This window comes from Streptomyces sp. NPDC006552 (assembly GCF_040611655.1).
In the GTDB taxonomy this organism is placed as follows: Bacteria; Actinomycetota; Actinomycetes; order Streptomycetales; family Streptomycetaceae; genus Streptomyces.
This window is the reverse complement of sequence record NZ_JBEXOS010000036.1, coordinates 63,616-81,093: the sequence shown is the minus strand read 5'-3', so window position 1 is coordinate 81,093 and position 17,478 is coordinate 63,616. Positions and strand designations below refer to the sequence as shown.

The 17,478-nt window shown below is 71.8% G+C and carries 19 protein-coding genes and 1 tRNA gene; 3 read left to right on the top strand and 17 right to left on the bottom strand.

Annotated features, from left to right (window positions below):
• Positions 1 to 298: 298 nt before the first annotated feature.
• On the top strand, positions 299 to 1,492 hold the full coding sequence (locus tag ABZY33_RS21370) for a glycosyltransferase 87 family protein (protein WP_356493194.1): 1,194 nt from the start codon (positions 299 to 301) through the stop codon (positions 1,490 to 1,492).
• Here ABZY33_RS21370 and ABZY33_RS21365 read toward each other — a convergent pair.
• The 9 genes from ABZY33_RS21365 to ABZY33_RS21325 all read right to left on the bottom strand — a co-directional run bounded on the left by ABZY33_RS21365 (position 1,461) and on the right by ABZY33_RS21325 (position 6,511).
• Positions 1,461 to 1,694, bottom strand: coding sequence for a hypothetical protein (locus tag ABZY33_RS21365; RefSeq protein ID WP_356493193.1), 234 nt, complete (start codon positions 1,692 to 1,694; stop codon positions 1,461 to 1,463). The two genes, ABZY33_RS21370 and ABZY33_RS21365, sit on opposite strands and share 32 nt — an antisense overlap.
• A gap of 10 nt (positions 1,695 to 1,704) precedes the next feature.
• Positions 1,705 to 1,923: a hypothetical protein gene (locus tag ABZY33_RS21360; RefSeq protein ID WP_356493192.1), complete on the bottom strand. Its 219-nt coding sequence runs from the start codon at positions 1,921 to 1,923 to the stop codon at positions 1,705 to 1,707.
• A 217-nt stretch (positions 1,924 to 2,140) separates the two neighbouring features.
• Positions 2,141 to 2,213: transfer RNA gene (locus ABZY33_RS21355), tRNA-Ala, on the bottom strand.
• 121 nt (positions 2,214 to 2,334) lie between these two features.
• The gene (locus ABZY33_RS21350) at positions 2,335 to 2,985 is read right to left on the bottom strand and encodes a histidine phosphatase family protein (protein ID WP_356493191.1); all 651 of its coding nucleotides are present in this window, start codon (positions 2,983 to 2,985) and stop codon (positions 2,335 to 2,337) included.
• Positions 2,982 to 3,437, bottom strand: coding sequence for a ribosome silencing factor (gene rsfS, locus ABZY33_RS21345; RefSeq protein ID WP_356493190.1), 456 nt, complete (start codon positions 3,435 to 3,437; stop codon positions 2,982 to 2,984). Before rsfS ends, ABZY33_RS21350 begins: the two co-directional genes overlap by 4 nt.
• A gap of 140 nt (positions 3,438 to 3,577) precedes the next feature.
• Positions 3,578 to 5,317: an LCP family protein gene (locus ABZY33_RS21340; RefSeq protein ID WP_356493189.1), complete on the bottom strand. Its 1,740-nt coding sequence runs from the start codon at positions 5,315 to 5,317 to the stop codon at positions 3,578 to 3,580.
• A gap of 25 nt (positions 5,318 to 5,342) precedes the next feature.
• Positions 5,343 to 6,005: a nicotinate-nucleotide adenylyltransferase gene (nadD, locus tag ABZY33_RS21335; RefSeq protein WP_356493188.1), complete on the bottom strand. Its 663-nt coding sequence runs from the start codon at positions 6,003 to 6,005 to the stop codon at positions 5,343 to 5,345.
• Between the two features lie 45 nt (positions 6,006 to 6,050).
• Positions 6,051 to 6,215, bottom strand: a complete 165-nt coding sequence (locus ABZY33_RS21330) for a hypothetical protein (RefSeq protein WP_356493187.1) — start codon at positions 6,213 to 6,215, stop codon at positions 6,051 to 6,053.
• A 134-nt stretch (positions 6,216 to 6,349) separates the two neighbouring features.
• A complete protein-coding gene (locus tag ABZY33_RS21325; protein ID WP_356493186.1) occupies positions 6,350 to 6,511 on the bottom strand; it encodes a hypothetical protein in 162 nt (53 codons plus the stop codon).
• 101 nt (positions 6,512 to 6,612) lie between these two features.
• Between ABZY33_RS21325 and ABZY33_RS21320 the strand changes: the two genes are divergently transcribed.
• Entirely contained in the window at positions 6,613 to 7,704 is a 1,092-nt protein-coding gene (locus tag ABZY33_RS21320) for a M48 family metallopeptidase (RefSeq protein WP_356493185.1), read from the top strand.
• Between the two features lie 18 nt (positions 7,705 to 7,722).
• Here ABZY33_RS21320 and ABZY33_RS21315 read toward each other — a convergent pair whose 3' ends face one another.
• The 5 genes from ABZY33_RS21315 to proB form a co-directional block, all read right to left on the bottom strand.
• Entirely contained in the window at positions 7,723 to 8,805 is a 1,083-nt protein-coding gene (locus ABZY33_RS21315) for a hypothetical protein (protein WP_356493184.1), read from the bottom strand.
• Positions 8,806 to 8,883: 78 nt separating this feature from the next.
• Entirely contained in the window at positions 8,884 to 9,501 is a 618-nt protein-coding gene (locus ABZY33_RS21310; RefSeq protein WP_356493183.1) for a hypothetical protein, read from the bottom strand.
• A 41-nt stretch (positions 9,502 to 9,542) separates the two neighbouring features.
• Positions 9,543 to 10,832 carry a glutamate-5-semialdehyde dehydrogenase gene (locus ABZY33_RS21305; protein WP_356493182.1) on the bottom strand — a complete coding sequence of 430 codons (1,290 nt, stop codon included), beginning with the start codon at positions 10,830 to 10,832 and terminating at the stop codon, positions 9,543 to 9,545.
• Between the two features lie 141 nt (positions 10,833 to 10,973).
• Positions 10,974 to 11,453: a hypothetical protein gene (locus ABZY33_RS21300; protein ID WP_356493181.1), complete on the bottom strand. Its 480-nt coding sequence runs from the start codon at positions 11,451 to 11,453 to the stop codon at positions 10,974 to 10,976.
• Between the two features lie 188 nt (positions 11,454 to 11,641).
• Positions 11,642 to 12,781: a glutamate 5-kinase gene (gene proB / locus ABZY33_RS21295; RefSeq protein WP_356493180.1), complete on the bottom strand. Its 1,140-nt coding sequence runs from the start codon at positions 12,779 to 12,781 to the stop codon at positions 11,642 to 11,644.
• A 259-nt stretch (positions 12,782 to 13,040) separates the two neighbouring features.
• On the opposite strand from proB, the gene ABZY33_RS21290 reads away from it, so the two are divergent.
• Positions 13,041 to 15,134 (top strand): hypothetical protein, encoded by a 2,094-nt coding sequence (locus tag ABZY33_RS21290; RefSeq protein WP_356493179.1) that lies wholly within the window; start codon positions 13,041 to 13,043, stop codon positions 15,132 to 15,134.
• Between the two features lie 84 nt (positions 15,135 to 15,218).
• Here ABZY33_RS21290 and obgE read toward each other — a convergent pair whose 3' ends face one another.
• From obgE to rplU, 3 genes are all read right to left on the bottom strand, one after another.
• The gene (gene obgE, locus ABZY33_RS21285) at positions 15,219 to 16,667 is read right to left on the bottom strand and encodes a GTPase ObgE (RefSeq protein ID WP_356493178.1); all 1,449 of its coding nucleotides are present in this window, start codon (positions 16,665 to 16,667) and stop codon (positions 15,219 to 15,221) included.
• Between the two features lie 134 nt (positions 16,668 to 16,801).
• On the bottom strand, positions 16,802 to 17,059 hold the full coding sequence (rpmA, locus tag ABZY33_RS21280) for a 50S ribosomal protein L27 (RefSeq protein ID WP_026245994.1): 258 nt from the start codon (positions 17,057 to 17,059) through the stop codon (positions 16,802 to 16,804).
• Positions 17,060 to 17,075: 16 nt separating this feature from the next.
• Positions 17,076 to 17,396, bottom strand: coding sequence for a 50S ribosomal protein L21 (gene rplU, locus ABZY33_RS21275; protein WP_324772180.1), 321 nt, complete (start codon positions 17,394 to 17,396; stop codon positions 17,076 to 17,078).
• Positions 17,397 to 17,478 lie beyond the last annotated feature (82 nt).

Below are 17,478 nucleotides of genomic sequence, written 5' to 3'. Positions count from 1 at the left end.
CCCGGCCGCCCCGATCTACTACACCAAGGTGTTCCAGATCGCCGGCTCCAACGTCGGTGGCCTGCGGTACTCGACGGTGACGAGCTACACCGACCTGAACTCCTGACCTCCTGCATGCCATGCAGGCGCTCTACCAACTGAGCTATAGCCCCGTGATGCGATCCGCCCGGTCTCCCTGTCGGTTTCCCCGGCGGCGACGCCAACATTACACGCTCACCCTGGTGCTCCACCAAATCGTTTCCCATCTGCCCCGCTCTGTAGGGAAAGCGGATGGTTACGCCCACTAGGGTCCCCTGACGTGACCGTGCTCGTCCTGCCTCGCGTCCGCCACCGCGCGCCCGCGGCCCTCGCCGTCTGCCTGCTCTCCTTCATGAGCTTCTGGGCCGCTCAGCGCGCCGCCCACGTCTCGATGATCGACCTGATGGTCTACCGGGCGGAGGGCGCGACCGTCAGAGCCGGCGGTGACCTGTATGCGCTGCGGGCGACACCTGCCCGACTGCCCACCACCTACCCGCCGTTCGCCGCGCTGCTGTTCACCCCGCTGACGCTGCTGGACGTCGCCACCCTGCGCGCCGCCGCGACCGCGGGGAACCTCGCCCTTCTTGTCGCGTTCGCCTCTCTCTCCTTACGGTTGGTGGGCCGCCACGCGCGCGTGGAGCACGCGTCCTGGGTGGCCGCGGGCGCGGTGTGGTGCGAGCCGGTGTGGACGACGCTCCGCTACGGGCAGGTCAACCTCCTGCTGGCCGTCCTCGTCCTGTGGGACCTGACGCGGCGGCCGGGACACCGCTGGGCCGGCGCCGGCGTCGGGGTGGCGGCGGCGGTCAAGCTGACCCCGGCCCTGTTCGCGGTCTTCCTGCTGGGTACGGCGCTCGCGCTGGCGGTGACCGGCAAGGGCCCCTGGCGGCCGTGGCTGCGCCAGGCGGGCGTGGCGGCGGGCGCGTTCGCGGCCGCCACGGCGCTGGCCGCCGCCGTCCTGCCGGGCGACTCGCTGCGCTTCTGGGGCCGGACGGTCTTCGAGGCGAACCGGGTGGGCCACGCCGAGGACACCGCGAACCAGTCGCTGCGCGGCGTCCTGGCCCGGCTGCTGCACACCGGCGACCCGGGCCCCTGGTGGGCCCTGGCCGCCTGCGTGACGGCCGTCCTCGGGCTCGCGGTCGCCGTCACGGCCGCGGTGCGCGGACGGCGGGCCGAGGCCGTCGTGGCGTGCGCGACGACGGCGTTGCTGGTCAGCCCGGTCTCCTGGTCGCACCACTGGGTGTGGTGCCTGCCGCTGGTCCTGCTGGTGCGGGAGCGGGGCCACCGGCGCACCGCCGCCGCGCTGACCGCGCTGTTCTGCTCGTACGCCCTGTGGTGGGTGCCGCACGGCCCCGGCCGGGTGGAACTCCACCAGAACAGTGCACAGTTGACCCTGTCGGCCCTTTACGCGGGAGCGGCGCTCGCCTTCTTGGCGTGCGCCGGGGTCAGGCTCTGGCGAACGAATAGAACCGCTTGAGCGTGCAGTGTTCGTCGAGGAGGCGGCCGTAGATCGGCTCGCCCTCCAGTTCCCGGTACGTCTCGATCGGGTCGCCCTTTATGATCAGCGCCCGCGCGCACTCCTCGCACCAGTACTGGTAGTCCGGGTTGACCGGCTCCATGTCGCGCACGATGGGCGTACCGCTGCCGCACCAGTCGCACTTCCGCCTGTGTGACCCCATGTCGATCCGCTCAGCTCCAGCTGTGGCCGCAGGCCGTGCACACGAACGAGATCCCGCCGTTGTCGCCCAGCATCTGGGCGACGTGGAAGGAGCCGCAGGACGGACAGGTGAGAAGCACATCCAGGACAGGAGGGGCATCGCCGGAGGAAGGGGACGGAGGCGAGAACGCGGCAGGTGACACGGTCGCATCGCGGAGGCGGCCGGCCTCCTCGTCGATGCCCAAGAGCATCACGCACTCCCTCCCGTCGGGCCGTCCTCGTCGCTCGGACACAGCCCTCTTCCGGCCGTCCGATTCTGCCACGACCGGAGCGACGGGGTCAGCGACGCCCGCGTACCGGTCCGGACACGGCACCCAGGACCGGCGGCGGTCCGCGCACGCTCCGCGAAAGGCTGTGCGCGGACAACGAAAGATCCCGCCCCTGACGGGACGGGATCTTCGATTCCTGTGGAGCTAAGGAGAATTGAACTCCTGACCTCCTGCATGCCATGCAGGCGCTCTACCAACTGAGCTATAGCCCCGCGCTGTGTTCTTCTCCCCGGTTGTTCTCCCGGCGGCCCGAACAAGAAGAACTTTAGCCTGCGACCTGCCGATAAGTGAAATCCGGTCCCCGCGGCCTGCGCGGGCCGCGCGGGGACCGGTTCAGTCGTCGTCGCCGAGGACCGGCTCGGGCAGCGTGCCCGCGTTGTGCTCCAGCAGCCGCCAGCCGCGCGCGCCCTCGCCGAGGACGGACCAGCAGCAGTTCGACAGCCCCCCGAGCCCCTCCCAGTGGCGGGCCTCCAGACCCAGGAGGCGGCCGATGGTGGTGCGGATCGTGCCGCCGTGGCTGACCACGACGAGCAGGCCGTTGTCCGGCAGCTTGTCGGCGTGGCGCAGCACGACGGGGGCCGCCCGGTCGGCGACCTCGGTCTCCAGTTCGCCGCCGCCGCGGCGCACCGGCTCGCCGCGCTTCCACGCGGCGTACTGCTCGCCGTGGACGGCGATGATCTCCTCGTGCGTGAGGCCCTGCCACGCACCGGCGTACGTCTCGCGCAGCCCCTCCTCGTACGTGGCGTCGAGGCCGGTCAGGGCGGTCAGTTCGGCCGCGGTGGCGGCGGCCCGCCGGAGGTCGGAGGCGACGACCGCGTCCGGCTTCAGCGAGGCGAGCAGCCGGGCCGCGCGGCGGGCCTGGGCGACACCGGCCTCGGTCAGCTCGATGTCCGTGGTGCCCTGGAAGCGGCGCTCCAGGTTCCAGGCCGTCTGGCCGTGCCGCCACAGGACGACGCGGCGGCCCCGGTGGGAGCCGCTGGTCAAAGCAGCTCACCGCCGAGGTCGCGCATCTCCTCCGCATCGGCCGCGGCCTGCTCGCGCGAGTGTTCGGCGGCCTTGCCGCGGGTGGCCTTGGCGTCGGCGGGCAGCTCCAGCTCGGGGCAGTCCTTCCACAGCCGCTCGAGGGCGTAGAAGACGCGCTCCTCGCTGTGCTGGACGTGGACGACGATGTCGACGTAGTCGAGGAGGATCCAGCGGGCGTCGCGGTCACCCTCGCGGCGGACCGGCTTGGCGCCGAGCTCCTTGTTCAGGCGCTCCTCGATCTCGTCGACGATCGACTTGACCTGGCGGTCGTTGGGCGCGGAGGCGAGCAGGAAGGCGTCCGTGATGGACAGCACGTCGCTGACGTCGTAGGCGATGATGTCGTGCGCGAGCTTGTCCGCGGCCGCCTGGGCGGCGACGGTGATGAGCTCGGTGGATCGGTCGGTGGCGGTCACTACAAGGCTTTCCGTCGGCGGTCAGAGTCCCCGGCCACAGAGCTGCCGGGGGTACCACAAGGGTCTCACGGACCGCCGGGCGGCTGACGCGACGTTCCCGGCGGCCCCGGCCCGTGCGGGAGGCGGGGCCGCCGGGCGGGTCACTTGCCGGTGTAGTCCTGGCCGAGGACGACGGAGACGTCCGCGTTCGCGGCGGCGTCGGTCTTCTCGACCGCCGAGGACGGCAGGCCGAGCGTCTTGGCGACCTCGACGGCGTCCGCCTTGCGGGCGTCGTCGCCGTAGGTGACCTGGGACGCGGCCACGGAGCTGCCGGTGCCGCCCGCGACGAAGGTGTAGCCGCCGTTGACCAGGGCGACGCGGGCCTTCTCGGTGCGGGTCTTGTCCCCGGTGGCGTTCTTGACGGCGATCCGCAGCGAGTCGCCCTTGGCGGGCGCCTTGACGGTGCCGCCGAGGACGTCCTTCACGACGGAGTCCGCGGCCGCCTCGGAGAGAGTGCCGTTCGGCTGGACCGGCAGCAGGGCGGTCTTGTAGTCGCCCTCCTTGGCGTGGTCGGCGAGCTTGGCGAGGAAGGCGCCGAGGTCCTTCTCGGTCAGCGACGGGTCGAGGATCTGGGCGAGCGTCTGCACGGTGGTCGTCGCGGCCTGCGGGTCCGACGACAGCTTGCGCAGCACGCCCTGCATGACCTGTCCGAACCGCATGAGCTGCGCGGTCTCGGCCTCGCCCTTGCCCCGGTAGGTGGCGTACGCCACGGCCATCGGGCCGCTGAGGGTCTGCGCCGCGCCCTTGTGGACGAGGGTGGCGCCCTTCTTGGCCGGGTCCGGCACGTCGGCGTCGGTGTCGAGCTCGATGTTGCCGACGAGTTCGACGAGGTTGTTCAGGTACGGGGTGTCGAGCCGCCAGGTGCCCTCGACGTCCGTGCCGAGCAGGGTGTCGATGGCGCCGCTGGTGCCGGAGGAGCCGTCGTCGCCGACGGACGTGCCGAGCGTGGTGGCGGTGCCGTCGTCGCCGGTCAGGGCCAGGGAGTTGGGCAGCAGGACGGTGGTGCCCTGCTTGGTCGTGGTGTTGTTCACGAGCAGCGCCGAGGAGGTGCCGCCGCCCTTGGTGTTGTGCAGGTGGACGACGATGACGTCCCGGTTCTGCGGGCCCGCCGCCGCCGCGCCGCCGCCCTTCGCGCCGTCCTTCGACAGGAACGGCAGCTTGTCCGCGTACCAGAGGTAGCCGACGCCGCCGGCCAGGCACAGGGCGAGGACGACGACGAGGGCGACGACCCGGTTGCGGCCGCGCCGCCGGGCCTCCTCGCGCCGCTCGCTGCGCGATTCGGTGAACGCCAGCCAGTCGATGACGTCTTCGGAGTTCTCGTCCGGCTCCTCGACGAAGGAGAACTGCTCGGTGCGGTAGTCCCGGTCCTGCCCCTCGTCCTGCGGCCGCCCGGACTCCTGCGGCGGCCGCGGGGTCTGCTGCGGGATGAAGGCGGTGGCCTGCTCGGCCTGCTGCTGCGGCTGTTGCTGCTGTTGTTGCTGTTGTTGCGGAGCCTGCTGGTCCGGATACCCCTGCCGGCCCTGATACGCCTGCTGCTCGGGCCCGCCGGGGTGGGTCTGCCGCGGGACCTGCTGCTGCTCGCCCGTCCCGGCGGCCTGCCCGTACGGGTCGTAGCCGCCGGCGCCGTAGGGGTCGTACTGCTGCTGCGGGGCCGGCGGTACCGGCTGCTGCTGTCCGGTCGCGTACGGGTCGTAGCCGTAGCCGTACCCGGAGCCCGCCGCGGTCTGGTCGTACGACGGCGCCTGCTGGACCTGCCGGTACACCGGCTGGCCGAACTCGTCGTAGCCGACCAGCTCGTACCGCTCGTCGCGCTGGTCGTAACCGTCGTAACGGTCGTTCACCGATGCCCCTCTCGGCGGTGCAGGGTCATTCGCCTCGGTACAGCCGGCGTTTGTCGATGTAGCGCACCACACCGTCCGGCACCATGTACCAGATGGGGTCCCCCTTGGCGACCCTGTCCCGGCAGTCCGTGGACGAGATCGCGAGCGCGGGCACCTCGACGAGCGAGACACCGCCCTCGGGCAGGCCCGGGTCGGTGAGTGTGTGGCCGGGCCGGGTGACGCCGATGAAGTGTGCCAGGGAGAACAGCTCTTCGGTGTACCGCCAGGTCAGGATCTGGCCGAGGGCGTCGGCGCCGGTGATGAAGAAGAGGTCCGTCTCCGGATTGAGCGCGCGCAGGTCGCGCAGGGTGTCCGTGGTGTACGTCGGTCCGCCGCGGTCGAGGTCGATGCGGCTCACCGAGAACTGCGGGTTCTCGGCGGTCGCGATGACCGTCATCAGATAGCGGTCCTCGGCCGGGGAAACCTTTTTGTCGCTCTTCTGCCACGGCTTCCCGGTCGGCACGAAGACCACCTCGTCGAGGTGGAACTGCGCGGCGACCTCACTGGCCGCCACCAGGTGTCCGTGGTGGATCGGGTCGAACGTGCCGCCCATGACGCCGAGGCGTCGCTTGGCGGGCGAGTCCCACTCGCGGTCCGGGCCGCCGGCCGGGCTGTTGACCGGGCCGGTAGGCATGTCCTGCGCTCCCATGCGTGCAGAGCCTACTGGCCCGGCCGGCGTGCTCGGTCCCCCGGCTCAGCGGTCGCGGTTGAAGCGGGTGACGATCCACAGCATGAGAAACAGGATGACGAGGGCGGCGCCGCCCGTCATGAAGGGGCTGATGCTCGGGTGGTTGCCGCCGTGCTCGCCGCCCTCGGCGGCGAGAGTGGCCAGCTGGGCAGCGGGGCTGTGGAGGCTCATCGTCAGCAGGACCTATCCGGTGTGGGATCGGGAGAAAGACTTCTGACCCATCGTAAGCGGGAGCTCTCACGGCGCTCACGCCGACTCTGCCGTACGGGCCCCGTGCCCCTCGTACGGTCTCCCGGCGACCGCCGTCAGTCGTCGCGCTTGTAGCCGCGCAGCAGGAACCAGGCCAGGAAGACGGCCCCGAGGATGGCGACGACGAGCACGATGCGCAACAGGCTGCCCGGGCCCTGGTCGGATGCTGCGGCCTGGACGACGTGCGCGAGTGCGGCGGCGTCGGCGTGGTGGTCCATGACGGTTCGCTCCTTCTGTGTGCTGCCCCGTCACGGTAACTCCGCCTAATGTGGACCCCGCCTTGGGGGCACGACCGAGCGACATCGACATGGGGGGCCGCATGCCCGACGTACCGAACGAGCAGCACGAGAACGTACCCGGCCGGCAGCGCCGCAGCTTTCCCGGCATCTCCTCGCGGGCGTACGAACACCCGGCGGACCGCTCGGCCCTGGTGGCGCTGCGCAGGCTCACCGGGTTCGACACCGTCTTCAAGGCACTGAGCGGCCTGCTTCCGGAGCGCAGTCTGCGGCTGCTGTTCCTGTCGGACTCCGTGCGCGTGTCGGACGAGCAGTTCGCGCACCTGAACGCGATGCTGCGAGACGCCTGTCAGATCCTGGACCTGGAGAAGGTCCCGCCGATGTACGTCAACCAGGACCCGCAGCCGAACGCGATGTGCATCGGCCTGGACGAGCCGATCATCGTCGTCACCACCGGCCTGGTGGAGCTGCTCGACGAGGAGGAGATGCGGGCGGTCGTCGGCCACGAGGTGGGCCACGCGCTGTCCGGGCACGCCGTCTACCGGACGATACTGCTCTTCCTGACCAGCCTCGCGCTGCGGGTGGCGTGGATCCCGCTCGGCAACCTCGCGATCATGGCGATCGTGACGGCCCTGCGCGAGTGGTTCCGCAAGTCCGAGCTCTCCGCGGACCGGGCCGGGCTGCTGGTCGGCCAGGACCTCAGGGCCTCCATGCGCGGCCTGATGAAGATCGCGGGCGGCAACCACCTGCACGAGATGAACGTGGACGCGTTCCTGAAGCAGGCCGAGGAGTACGAGGCCGGGGGCGATCTGCGCGACTCGGTCCTGAAGATCCTGAACGTGATGCCGCGCTCCCACCCGTTCACGACGGTACGCGCCGCCGAGCTGAAGAAGTGGGCCGAGACCCGCGACTACCAGCGGCTGATGGACGGGCACTACCCGCGCCGCACCGAGGACAAGGACACCTCGGTGACCGACTCCTTCCGCGAGTCGGCCGCGCACTACACCGAGCACATGAAGAGTTCGAAGGACCCGCTGATGAAGCTGGTCAGCGACATCGCCGGGGGCGCGGGCGACCTCGGTGGCCGGGTGCGGCGCGGCTTCGGCGGCTTCGGTGGCAACGGCGGCGGCAACACCGGCAACCACGGCGCCCAGGAGGACCCGGCCGGGAGCTGACGGCGGCCGGGACCGGGTTCAGACGGACGGCTGGGCGCTGGGGGCGAGCGCGCCGCACAGCGCGGTCGCACTGCCCGTCGCGTACGGGTCGGTGCCCGCCGGGCCGTCCTTCTTCGCGCTCTCGCCCGCGAGCAGCGGCCGCAGGTGCTCGGCGGGGTCCACGGAGCAGGAGAGCGGGCCCGCCTGGACGTAGGAGACGAGCAGCTCGGCCTGGTGGTTGCGCAGGTCCTCGCGGTCGAAGCGGAAGTGCAGTTCGCGGCGGACCGTGAAGAGCGAGGTCCGGGCCCGGCCGGTGGCGCCGACGGGGCGCAGCGCGTACACGAACGTGTGGTCGGAGGTGACTTCGAGGGTGTCCGTGTCGGTCTCCGCGGCGTGCAGCGTGCCCCGGACGCGGATGTGCGGGTCGGCCAGCTCGGCCCGGGCGGGGTCGAAGCGGACGAGCCAGCCGGTCGCCGCGTGCCGCCCGTCGGTCACCGGCCGGTCGAAGCTCTGGTCGAACTGGTCGAGCTGGCGGGGGTCGACGAGCATCCGCACGGGCCGGACCGCGCCCCCGGTGAGCACGTCCGGGTCGAGCGAGGAGTCGACCAGGTAGTCCTTGGCGGTGCTCAGGGCGGTGACGACCTGGCTGTCGGAGAAGTGCGCGGTGCGCCGGACGCCGGACGGCAGGGTGATGCCGTCGGCGGCGATCCCGAACCGGGCGGCGGGGCTGCGCCGGTACAGGTCGCGGGCGGAGCCGGAGCCCGGCACCGCGCCGCCCGGGGCGAGCGGGATCACGGTCATCCGCAGCGGTTCGGCGGGCCGGCCGGCCGCGGTGGTGCGGTAGGGGCTGCGGACACCCATGTAGACCGCGGTGCCGAAGGCGATGACGATCAGGGCGACGAGGATGACGGCCTGCCGGGTCAGACCGCGGCGCAGGGCGGGTGTGCGGCGGACGGCCGGGGCGTGGTCGGTGATGCGCTCCTGCGCGGAGAACTCCTGGAGCCGGGCAGCCCGGACGAACGACTCGTCGAACACGACGGATCGGTACTCGTCCTCGCTGCCGCCGCCCCCGGCGGGCGCACCGTCCGGGGTGCCCTCCGGTGGGTCTCCTGGCCCGCCCATACCTTCAGGTTAGGTCGTCGGGAGCGCCGGTAAACGCATGGGTGCGCGACAACTTCCGGCGGCCGGGCGCGGGGCCGCTCAGGGGGAGCGCGGGAGCGCGGAGACCGCGGGCCGGGGCTGGTCGGCGGAGGCGGAGGGCGGACCGGGCAGGTTCTTCTCCAGCTCCGTCGTCGCGGGTGGCGGCACCTGGTCCTGGCGGCCGCCCGAGGCGCCGCGGTAGACGGCCGTGAAGGCGAGGGCGACCATGCCGACGCCCATGATCACGGCGAGTGCCCAGGCCACGGGCCTGCGCCAGCGGACCATGCCCGCGTGCGGGCCCGCCCGGCCGGCCTGGTCGAGGCCTTCCTCGTACAGTCCGCCGGCCTCGTCGCGCAGGCGGCCGAAACCGGCCGCGCCGTCGAGGCCGTACCCGTCGCCGTCCTCGTAGAAGTCGTCGTCGGGTCCGCGGCGGGTGCGGGCTCTGCGGGACTCGGCCTCCTGGGCCTCGGCGCGCGCCTGGGCCGCGGCGAGCAGCCGCTCGACCGCGGTGGGCTCATGGACCTCGGCGGCCCGCACGAAGTCCTCGTCGAAGACCACGGAGGCGAACTCTTCGTCCCAGCCCCCGCGGTCGTGGTCGTCGTCGGGCTCCCCGCCGTCCGGGAACGGCGCGCCCCCCACGTCCTCCGGCACCCGTCCAGAGTAGACCTGAGGGGTCATTTTGGGCAGACGGTATGGGAATTCACCTCACAAGTCGCTGCTTAACGGGTGTGCCCGTCGCCGGTGACGATGTACTTGGTGCTCGTCAGCTCCGGCAGGCCCATGGGGCCGCGGGCGTGCAGCTTCTGCGTGGAAATGCCGATCTCGGCGCCGAAGCCGAACTGGCCGCCGTCGGTGAACCGGGTCGAGGCGTTGACCGCGACGGTCGTGGAGTCCACCAGCTGGGTGAAGCGGCGGGCGGCCTGCTGCGAGGTGGTGACGATGGCCTCGGTGTGGCCGGAGGACCACAGGCGGATGTGCTCGACGGCGCTGTCCAGGCTGTCGACGACGGCGGCCGCGATGTCGTACGAGAGGTACTCGGTCTCCCAGTCGTCGTGGGTCACCTCGACGACGGTGGCCTTGGAGCCGTCCGCGTAGGCGAGGATCCGGGGGTCCGCGTGGACGGTGACGCCGGCCTCGGCGAGGGCGTCCAGGGCGCGCGGCACGAACGCGTCGGCGATGTCCTGGTGGACGAGGAGCGTCTCGGCGGCGTTGCAGACGGAGGGGCGCTGGGCCTTGGAGTTGACGAGGATGTCGACGGCCATGTCGAGGTCCGTGTGGGCGTCGACGTACACGTGGCAGTTGCCGGTGCCGGTCTCGATCACGGGGACGATCGAGTTCTCCACGACGTTCTTGATGAGGGAGGCGCCGCCGCGCGGGATGAGGACGTCGACGAGGCCGCGGGCGCGCATCAGTTCGGTGACGGAGTCGCGGCTCTCGCCGGGCACGAGCTGGACCGCGTCGGCGGGCAGTCCGCTGCCGCCGACGGCGTCGCGGAGCACGCGCACGAGGGCGGTGTTGGAGGCGTGGGCGGAGGAGCTGCCGCGCAGCAGGACCGCGTTGCCCGACTTGAGGCAGAGGGCGGCGGCGTCGACCGTCACGTTCGGGCGGGCCTCGTAGATGATGCCGACGACGCCGAGCGGGACGCGGACCTGGCGCAGGTCGATGCCGTTGGGCAGGGTGCTGCCGCGGACGACCTCGCCGACGGGGTCGGGCAGGGCGATGACGTCGCGGACGTCGGAGGCGATGGCGCGGACCCGCTCGGGGGTCAGGGTCAGCCGGTCGACGATCGACTCGCCGGTGCCGGCCCGGCGGGCACGGGCGATGTCCTCGGCGTTGGCCTCGACGATCTCGGCGGTGCGCACCTCCAGGGCGTCGGCGATCGCCGCCAGCGCGTCGTCCTTCTGCGCGCGCGGCAGCGGAGCGAGGTCGTTGGCGGCGGCGCGGGCGCGGTAGGCGGCCCGGGTGACCGGGGTCATCGCGTCGTACGGGTTGAGGGAAGGCGACGTCATGCCCCGCAGCGTATCGGGGGAGGCGGAGCGTCCAGCCCGCGTTCCGGGAGGTGAGACATGGCCGAAATGGCGCCGGTGGGCGCCGGGGGGCCGTTTGGCGCGGGCGCGCGCTCGCGGCCTCGGGGAACGGCCGGCGCTTCGCTAGAAGGGGTGCACGCCGACGGGTGTGGCGGGAAGCGGGCCGTACCCCTCCGCGACGCGGTGGTGGTAGGTCTGCCGGTCGATGACCTCCAGGCCGACGATCTCCCAGGGCGGCAACTGCGACGTCTGGCGGTGCTCGCCCCACAGGCGCAGCGCGACGGCGGCCGCGTCGTGCAGGTCGCGGGCCTCTTCCCAGTAGCGGATCTCGGCGTGGTCGACGGCGTAGCGGCTGGTCAGCAGGAAGGGGTGGTCGTGGGCGAGCTGTTCGAGGCCGCGGCGGACCTCGGCGAGGGGGGCCTCGGCGCCGGAGACGCTGAGCGTGATGTGCCACAGCCGGGGGCCTTCTTCGGCCATCTCCCCGCCGCCGTCCGGCCCGGGGTCGCCCGCGGTCTCCTGCGTGTACGCGTCCCCGGCGGCCACGCTGGTCAGTGCCCGCTCCGCCGGCCCTCGGGACGTCGCCCCCGGGCGCGCTCGTCTCACGACGGCCTCCTTTGCGCAATGGTCGTGCGGAACTGTCCGGCCTGGACCGCTGGGACTCCTGCGTGAACTGTCTGCATCAAGAGTTGAGCAGGACACGAGACGTCATGGGGTGGTTTTCCCGAAGGTCCCCCGCTGGTGGCAGGCTTTCGGCCGTTTCCACAACTGTTTCGAAGGCGGATGGACGCGGATCAGGCGCGGAGAAGGACCAGATCGTCCCTGTGTACGACCTCTCGTTCGTAGGCGGGGCCGAGGTCGCGGGCGAGTTCGCGGGTGGAGCGCCCGATCAGCTGCGGGATCTCCTTGGCGTCGAAGTTGACCAGGCCCCGGGCGACGGCCCGGCCGCTGACATCGCGCAGTTCGACCGGGTCCCCGGCGCTGAACTCGCCCGCGACGGCGGCGATCCCTGCCGGCAGCAGCGAGGTGCGCCGCTCCACCACGGCCCGCACGGCGCCGTCGTCCAGGGTGAGGGAGCCCTGCGGGGTGGAGGCGTGCTGGAGCCAGAGCAGCCGGTCGGCGCTGCGCCGGCCGGTGCGGTGGAAGTACGTGCCGGTGTCGCGGGCGGCGAGGGCGTCGGAGGCGTGGCTGGCGCTGGTGAGGACGACGGGGATGCCGGCCGCCGCGGCGATCGACGCGGCCTCGACCTTGGTGACCATGCCGCCGGTGCCGACCCCGGCCTTGCCGGCGCTGCCGATCCTGACGTGGGCGATGTCGGCGGGGCCGCGCACCTCGGCGATGCGGGCGGAGCCGGGCAGCGCGGGATCGCCGTCGTAGAGGCCGTCGACGTCGGAGAGGAGGACGAGCAGGTCCGCGTGGACGAGGTGGGCCACGAGGGCGGCGAGCCGGTCGTTGTCCCCGAAGCGGATCTCGTCGGTGGCGACGGTGTCGTTCTCGTTGACGACCGGCAGGGCGCCCATGGACAGCAGCTGGTCGAGGGTGCGCGAGGCGTTGCGGTGGTGGGCGCGGCGCGCCATGTCGTCGCTGGTGAGCAGGATCTGGCCGACGCGGACGCCGTAGCGGGCGAAGGAGGCGGTGTACCGCGCCACGAGCAGCCCCTGCCCCACGCTGGCCGCGGCCTGCTGGCGGGCGAGGTCCTTGGGGCGGCGGGTCAGGCCGAGCGGGGCGAGTCCGGCGGCGATGGCACCGGAGGAGACGAGGACGATCTCCTTCTTGTCCCCGCCACGGTGCTTGGCGAGGACGTCCACGAGGGCGTCGACGCGGTCCGCGTCCAGCCCTCCCGCGGCCGTGGTGAGCGATGACGATCCGACCTTGACCACGATCCGGCGCGCTTCCGCCACGCCCTGCCGTGCCGCACGTGTTGCCCCTGACATGCCCCGCAATCTACGGGACGGGCCGGCGCGGGGGCGCGGGGGTTTCGCGGAGCGGACAGGACGGGGGCGCCGGACCCCGGACGGGAGAGTGGTCCGCAGGGTTCCATGCCCTTTGCCCCTTTTTCGGGTGATTGCCGTCACGGAGGATTGCTTGGGGACCTCTCGAAGTCATACGGTCAGTGGTCAGCCTTTTCAACGAGGTGGACCAACCCCCCACGGTCGCACCCCCTCCCCCCTATTCCTGCCAGGAGCCCAGCCCGTGCCCTCCGCCGGACTTGCCCCGCGCCGCGTCGTGCAGCTCTCAGCGCTGCTCGCGATGTTCGCGCTCTATGTGGCGCAGCTCGTCAGCGCGTCCTTGCCGTACGTCCCGCTGTTCGTCGCCGCGAGCGCGGCCGGCATCGCCCTCGACACCTACCTGCAGTACAAGCAGCCGGGGCTGCTGACCCTTCTGGCCAAGGTGCGTTTCGACGTCACCGTGCGGCAGCTGCTGCGCGACATGCTGATCTTCGTCGGCCTGCTGCGCATCGACGGCATCGATCCGCTGGGCGAGCAGGCACCGCTGCTCTTCGCGCTCCTGGGGGTGTACGTGCTGCACTTTGGCTGCCAGGCCGCCGCCGTCCTGGTGCGCCGCACCCGTACGCTGCCGATCCTCACCCGGAACATCGACGCCTCCGCCCTGCGCCTGTCGGCGGCCCCCCCACGCATCCTGGCCCGCCGCTCCAGCCACCGCCTGCTCGCCTTCTCGCTCCCCGCGACGGCGGGCCTGCTGCTGACGGCCGCCACGACCGACGCCTACTGGGGCGTCATCGGCATCGGCGTCTCGATCGTCCTGTTCGGCGGCGGCATGCTGTACCTGGCCACCTGGCTGCTGCCCAAGAAGCGGGCGGTGAACGAGGCGAAGGTCCTGGCCTGGCTCGACCAGTGGCTGGCGCGGTACAAGCCGACCGTCGCCATGTACTTCTCGGGCGGCACGACCTCCGCGTACCAGGCGAACATGTGGCTCTCCACGCTCGCCGACACGGACGGCAAGCCGCTCATCGTGCTCCGTGAGCGCTTCATGGTGAACAAGATCGACGCCACCGACGTCCCGATCATCTGCTTCCCTAAGGTCGCCTCGATGTTCTCGCTGGAGAACTCGACGCTGAAGATGATGCTCCACCCGGCGAACGCGGCGAAGACCTCGCAGGTGCTGCGCATCCCGACCCTCAAGCACGCTTTCATCAACCACGGCGAGTCCGACAAGCTCTCCTCCTGCAACCCGTACGCCAAGGCCTACGACGAGGTGTGGGTGGCGGGCCCGGCGGCCCGCGACCGCTACCAGCTGGCCGACGTCGGCGTCGAGGACAAGGACGTCGTCGAGGTGGGCCGCCCGCAGCTCGCCCCCATCCAGGTCGCCTCCGGCCCGGCCGCGGGCGCCTTCACCACCGTCCTGTACGCCCCCACGTGGGAGGGCTGGGACGGCAATCCCGGCAACACCTCCGTGATCCTGGCCGGCGAGAACATCGTGCGGCACCTGCTCGCCGACGACCGGGTGCGGCTGATCTACAAGCCCCATCCGATGACCGGTTCGCAGGTCCCCGCCGCGGGCGCCGCCAACGAGCGCATCATGGCGATGATCCGCGAGGCGAACACCCGCCGCTCGGGCGAGCGGCCGGGCCCCGAGGCCGCCGCCGAGCTGGCCCGCCGCACCGAGGCGCTCGACCGGCTGACCTCCACGTCGTTCCGCACCAGCGCCGACGAGATGGAGAAGATGATGCTGCAGGGCCGCCCCGACGGCGGCCGGCAGGCGGCCGTGGCCGCGGCGACGGCGGCGTGGGAGGAGGCCTACTGGGCCTCGTTCCCGCAGTGGGAGCACCGGATCGTCACCGAGGCCCGCCCGGCGATCTTCGCCTGCTTCAACCAGGCCGACGTGCTCGTCTCCGACGTCTCCTCTGTCGTCTCCGACTGGCTGGCCAGCGAGAAGCCGTACGCCGTGGCCAACACCACCGGGCTCACCGAGGCGGATTTCCGCACCGGCTTCCCCACGGTGGGCGCGGCGACCATTCTGGAACCCGACGCGCAGGGCGTACCCGGCCTTCTCGCGACCGTACGCGGCGAGAGCGAGGATGCGTACGCCGAGGCGCGTCTGGAGCTCAAGGAGCACCTCCTGGGCCCCTCGGACCCGCCCTCCATCGACCGCTTCAACGCGGCCGTGCGCGCCCTGTGCGCCCGGGCCGACGAGCGCCGGGTGCGGATGGCCGCGCGCGGCGACGCGGAGATCCCCGCGCAGCGTGAGGACTCCGTGGAGGAGCAGGTCGCCGACGCGCAGGCCGCGGAGGCGGCTCCGGAGTCGGAGGACGCCGTCACCGCGTAGCGCGGGCGCACGAGAACAGCGCAAGGGCCCGGGAGAAGTTCCTCCCGGGCCCTTGCGCTGTGTACGTACCGACCGCTTCCGGCCCTAGAAGGGCTTGAAGTCGTCGTACTCGCGGTCCGCCTCGTCCCGCTCCGCCTGCCGGTCGCGGCGGCGCTGGGCGGCCGGGCGCGGCGCCTCCATGCGGTGGTCCTCACCGCGGCGGCCGAGCATCTCGGCGCCCGCCATCATGGTGGGCTCCCAGTCGAAGACGACCGCGTTCTCCTCGGGGCCGATGGCGACGCCGTCGCCGTTGCGGGCGCCCGCCTTCATCAGCTGGTCCTCGACGCCGAGGCGGCTGAGCCGGTCGGCGAGGTAACCGACGGCCTCGTCGTTGTTGAAGTCGGTCTGGCGCACCCAGCGCTCCGGCTTCTCGCCGCGCACCCGGTACAGCGGCTCGCCGTCGACGTCCTCGCGGACCACGGTGAAGCCGGAGTCGTCCACGGCCTTGGGACGGATGACGATGCGGGTCGCCTCCTCCTTCGGCTTCGCGGCGCGGGCGGTGCCCACCAGGTCGGCCAGCGCGAACGAGAGTTCCTTGAGGCCCTTGTGCGCGACGGCCGACACCTCGAAGACGCGGTAGCCGCGCGCCTCCAGGTCGGGGCGGACCATCTCGGCGAGGTCCTGGCCGTCGGGCACGTCGATCTTGTTCAGGACGACCAGGCGCGGCCGGGTCTCCAGGCCGGCGCCGTACTCCCGCAGCTCGGCCTCGATGGTGTCGAGGTCGGAGACGGGGTCGCGGTCGGACTCCAGGGTCGCCGTGTCGAGCACGTGCACCAGGACCGAGCAGCGCTCGACGTGGCGCAGGAACTCCAGGCCGAGCCCCTTGCCCTGGCTGGCGCCGGGGATCAGGCCGGGCACGTCGGCGATCGTGTAGACGGTCGCACCGGCCGTGACGACGCCGAGGTTGGGGACCAGCGTCGTGAAGGGGTAGTCGGCGATCTTCGGCTTGGCGGCCGAGAGCACCGAGATGAGCGAGGACTTGCCGGCGCTCGGGTAGCCCACCAGGGCGACGTCGGCGACCGTCTTCAGCTCCAGGACGACGTCGCGCAGGTCGCCGGGGATGCCGAGCAGCGCGAAGCCGGGGGCCTTGCGGCGGGCCGAGGCGAGGGCCGCGTTGCCGAGGCCGCCGCGGCCGCCCTGGGCGGCGATGAAGGTGGTGCCCTGGCCGACGAGGTCCGCCAGCACGTTGCCCTGCTTGTCGAGGACGACCGTGCCGTCGGGGACGGGCAGGACCAGGTCCTCGCCGTCCTTGCCGGAGCGGTTGCCGCCCTCGCCGGGCTTGCCCGCGGTGGCCTTACGGTGCGGGGAGTGGTGGTAGTCGAGCAGCGTGGTCACCGACTGGTCGACGACCAGGATGACGTCGCCGCCCCGGCCGCCGTTGCCGCCGTCCGGGCCGCCGAGCGGCTTGAACTTCTCCCGGTGGACGGAGGCACAGCCGTGGCCCCCGCTACCCGCGGCGACATGCAGTTCGACGCGGTCCACGAAGGTGGTCATTGGTCAGTGCCTCCAGAAACGAGCGTGAGTTACTACAGCGTGCTGCATTCATGGGCAACACGCGAAAGGCGGACCCGCTTCCCCAGGGGGAAGTGAGGTCCGCCTCGCGAAAAAGAACTGGTCGGCTACGCCCGTCAGGCGGCGACCGGAACGATGTTCACGACCTTGCGGCCACGGTGGGTACCGAACTCCACCGCGCCGGCGTCGAGCGCGAACAGCGTGTCGTCCTTGCCACGACCCACACCGTTGCCCGGGTGGAAGTGGGTGCCGCGCTGGCGGACCAGGATCTCACCGGCGTTGACGGTCTGGCCGCCGAAGCGCTTCACGCCGAGCCGCTGAGCATTGGAGTCGCGCCCGTTCCGAGTGGACGATGCGCCCTTCTTGTGTGCCATGTCTCAGTCCCTACCCTTACTTCGCAGCCGCGGGGATCTCAGTGACCTTGATCGCCGTGTACTGCTGGCGGTGGCCCTGACGACGGCGGTAACCGGTCTTGTTCTTGTAGCGAAGGATGTCGATCTTCGCGCCCTTGTGGTGGTCCACGACCTCGGCCTGGACCTTGATGCCGGCGAGGACCCACGGGTCGCTCGTCACGGCGTCGCCGTCGACCACGAGCAGCGTAGAGAGCTCTACGGTGTCGCCGACCTTGGCGGTGGGAAGCTTGTCAACCTCAACGATGTCATCGACAGCAACCTTGTGCTGGCGACCACCGCTGCGCACGATGGCGTACACGCGGAACTCTCTTTCGCTCGGAACGGGACCCCCGCAGTCCAGCCGCGCGAGGCGGCCTCTCCCGGCGGCCTGGACGGACCTG

Coding starts and splice junctions, on each gene's coding strand:
- ABZY33_RS21365 (WP_356493193.1), bottom strand. CDS start 1,694: ATGGGGTCACACAGGCGGAAGTGCGACTGGTGCGGCAGCGGTACGCCC.
- ABZY33_RS21360 (WP_356493192.1), bottom strand. CDS start 1,923: ATGCTCTTGGGCATCGACGAGGAGGCCGGCCGCCTCCGCGATGCGACC.
- nadD (WP_356493188.1), bottom strand. CDS start 6,005: ATGGGAGCGCAGGACATGCCTACCGGCCCGGTCAACAGCCCGGCCGGC.
- ABZY33_RS21330 (WP_356493187.1), bottom strand. CDS start 6,215: ATGAGCCTCCACAGCCCCGCTGCCCAGCTGGCCACTCTCGCCGCCGAG.
- ABZY33_RS21325 (WP_356493186.1), bottom strand. CDS start 6,511: ATGGACCACCACGCCGACGCCGCCGCACTCGCGCACGTCGTCCAGGCC.
- ABZY33_RS21320 (WP_356493185.1), top strand. CDS start 6,613: ATGCCCGACGTACCGAACGAGCAGCACGAGAACGTACCCGGCCGGCAG.
- ABZY33_RS21315 (WP_356493184.1), bottom strand. CDS start 8,805: ATGGGCGGGCCAGGAGACCCACCGGAGGGCACCCCGGACGGTGCGCCC.
- ABZY33_RS21310 (WP_356493183.1), bottom strand. CDS start 9,501: ATGACCCCTCAGGTCTACTCTGGACGGGTGCCGGAGGACGTGGGGGGC.
- ABZY33_RS21305 (WP_356493182.1), bottom strand. CDS start 10,832: ATGACGTCGCCTTCCCTCAACCCGTACGACGCGATGACCCCGGTCACC.
- proB (WP_356493180.1), bottom strand. CDS start 12,781: ATGTCAGGGGCAACACGTGCGGCACGGCAGGGCGTGGCGGAAGCGCGC.
- obgE (WP_356493178.1), bottom strand. CDS start 16,667: ATGACCACCTTCGTGGACCGCGTCGAACTGCATGTCGCCGCGGGTAGC.
- rpmA (WP_026245994.1), bottom strand. CDS start 17,059: ATGGCACACAAGAAGGGCGCATCGTCCACTCGGAACGGGCGCGACTCC.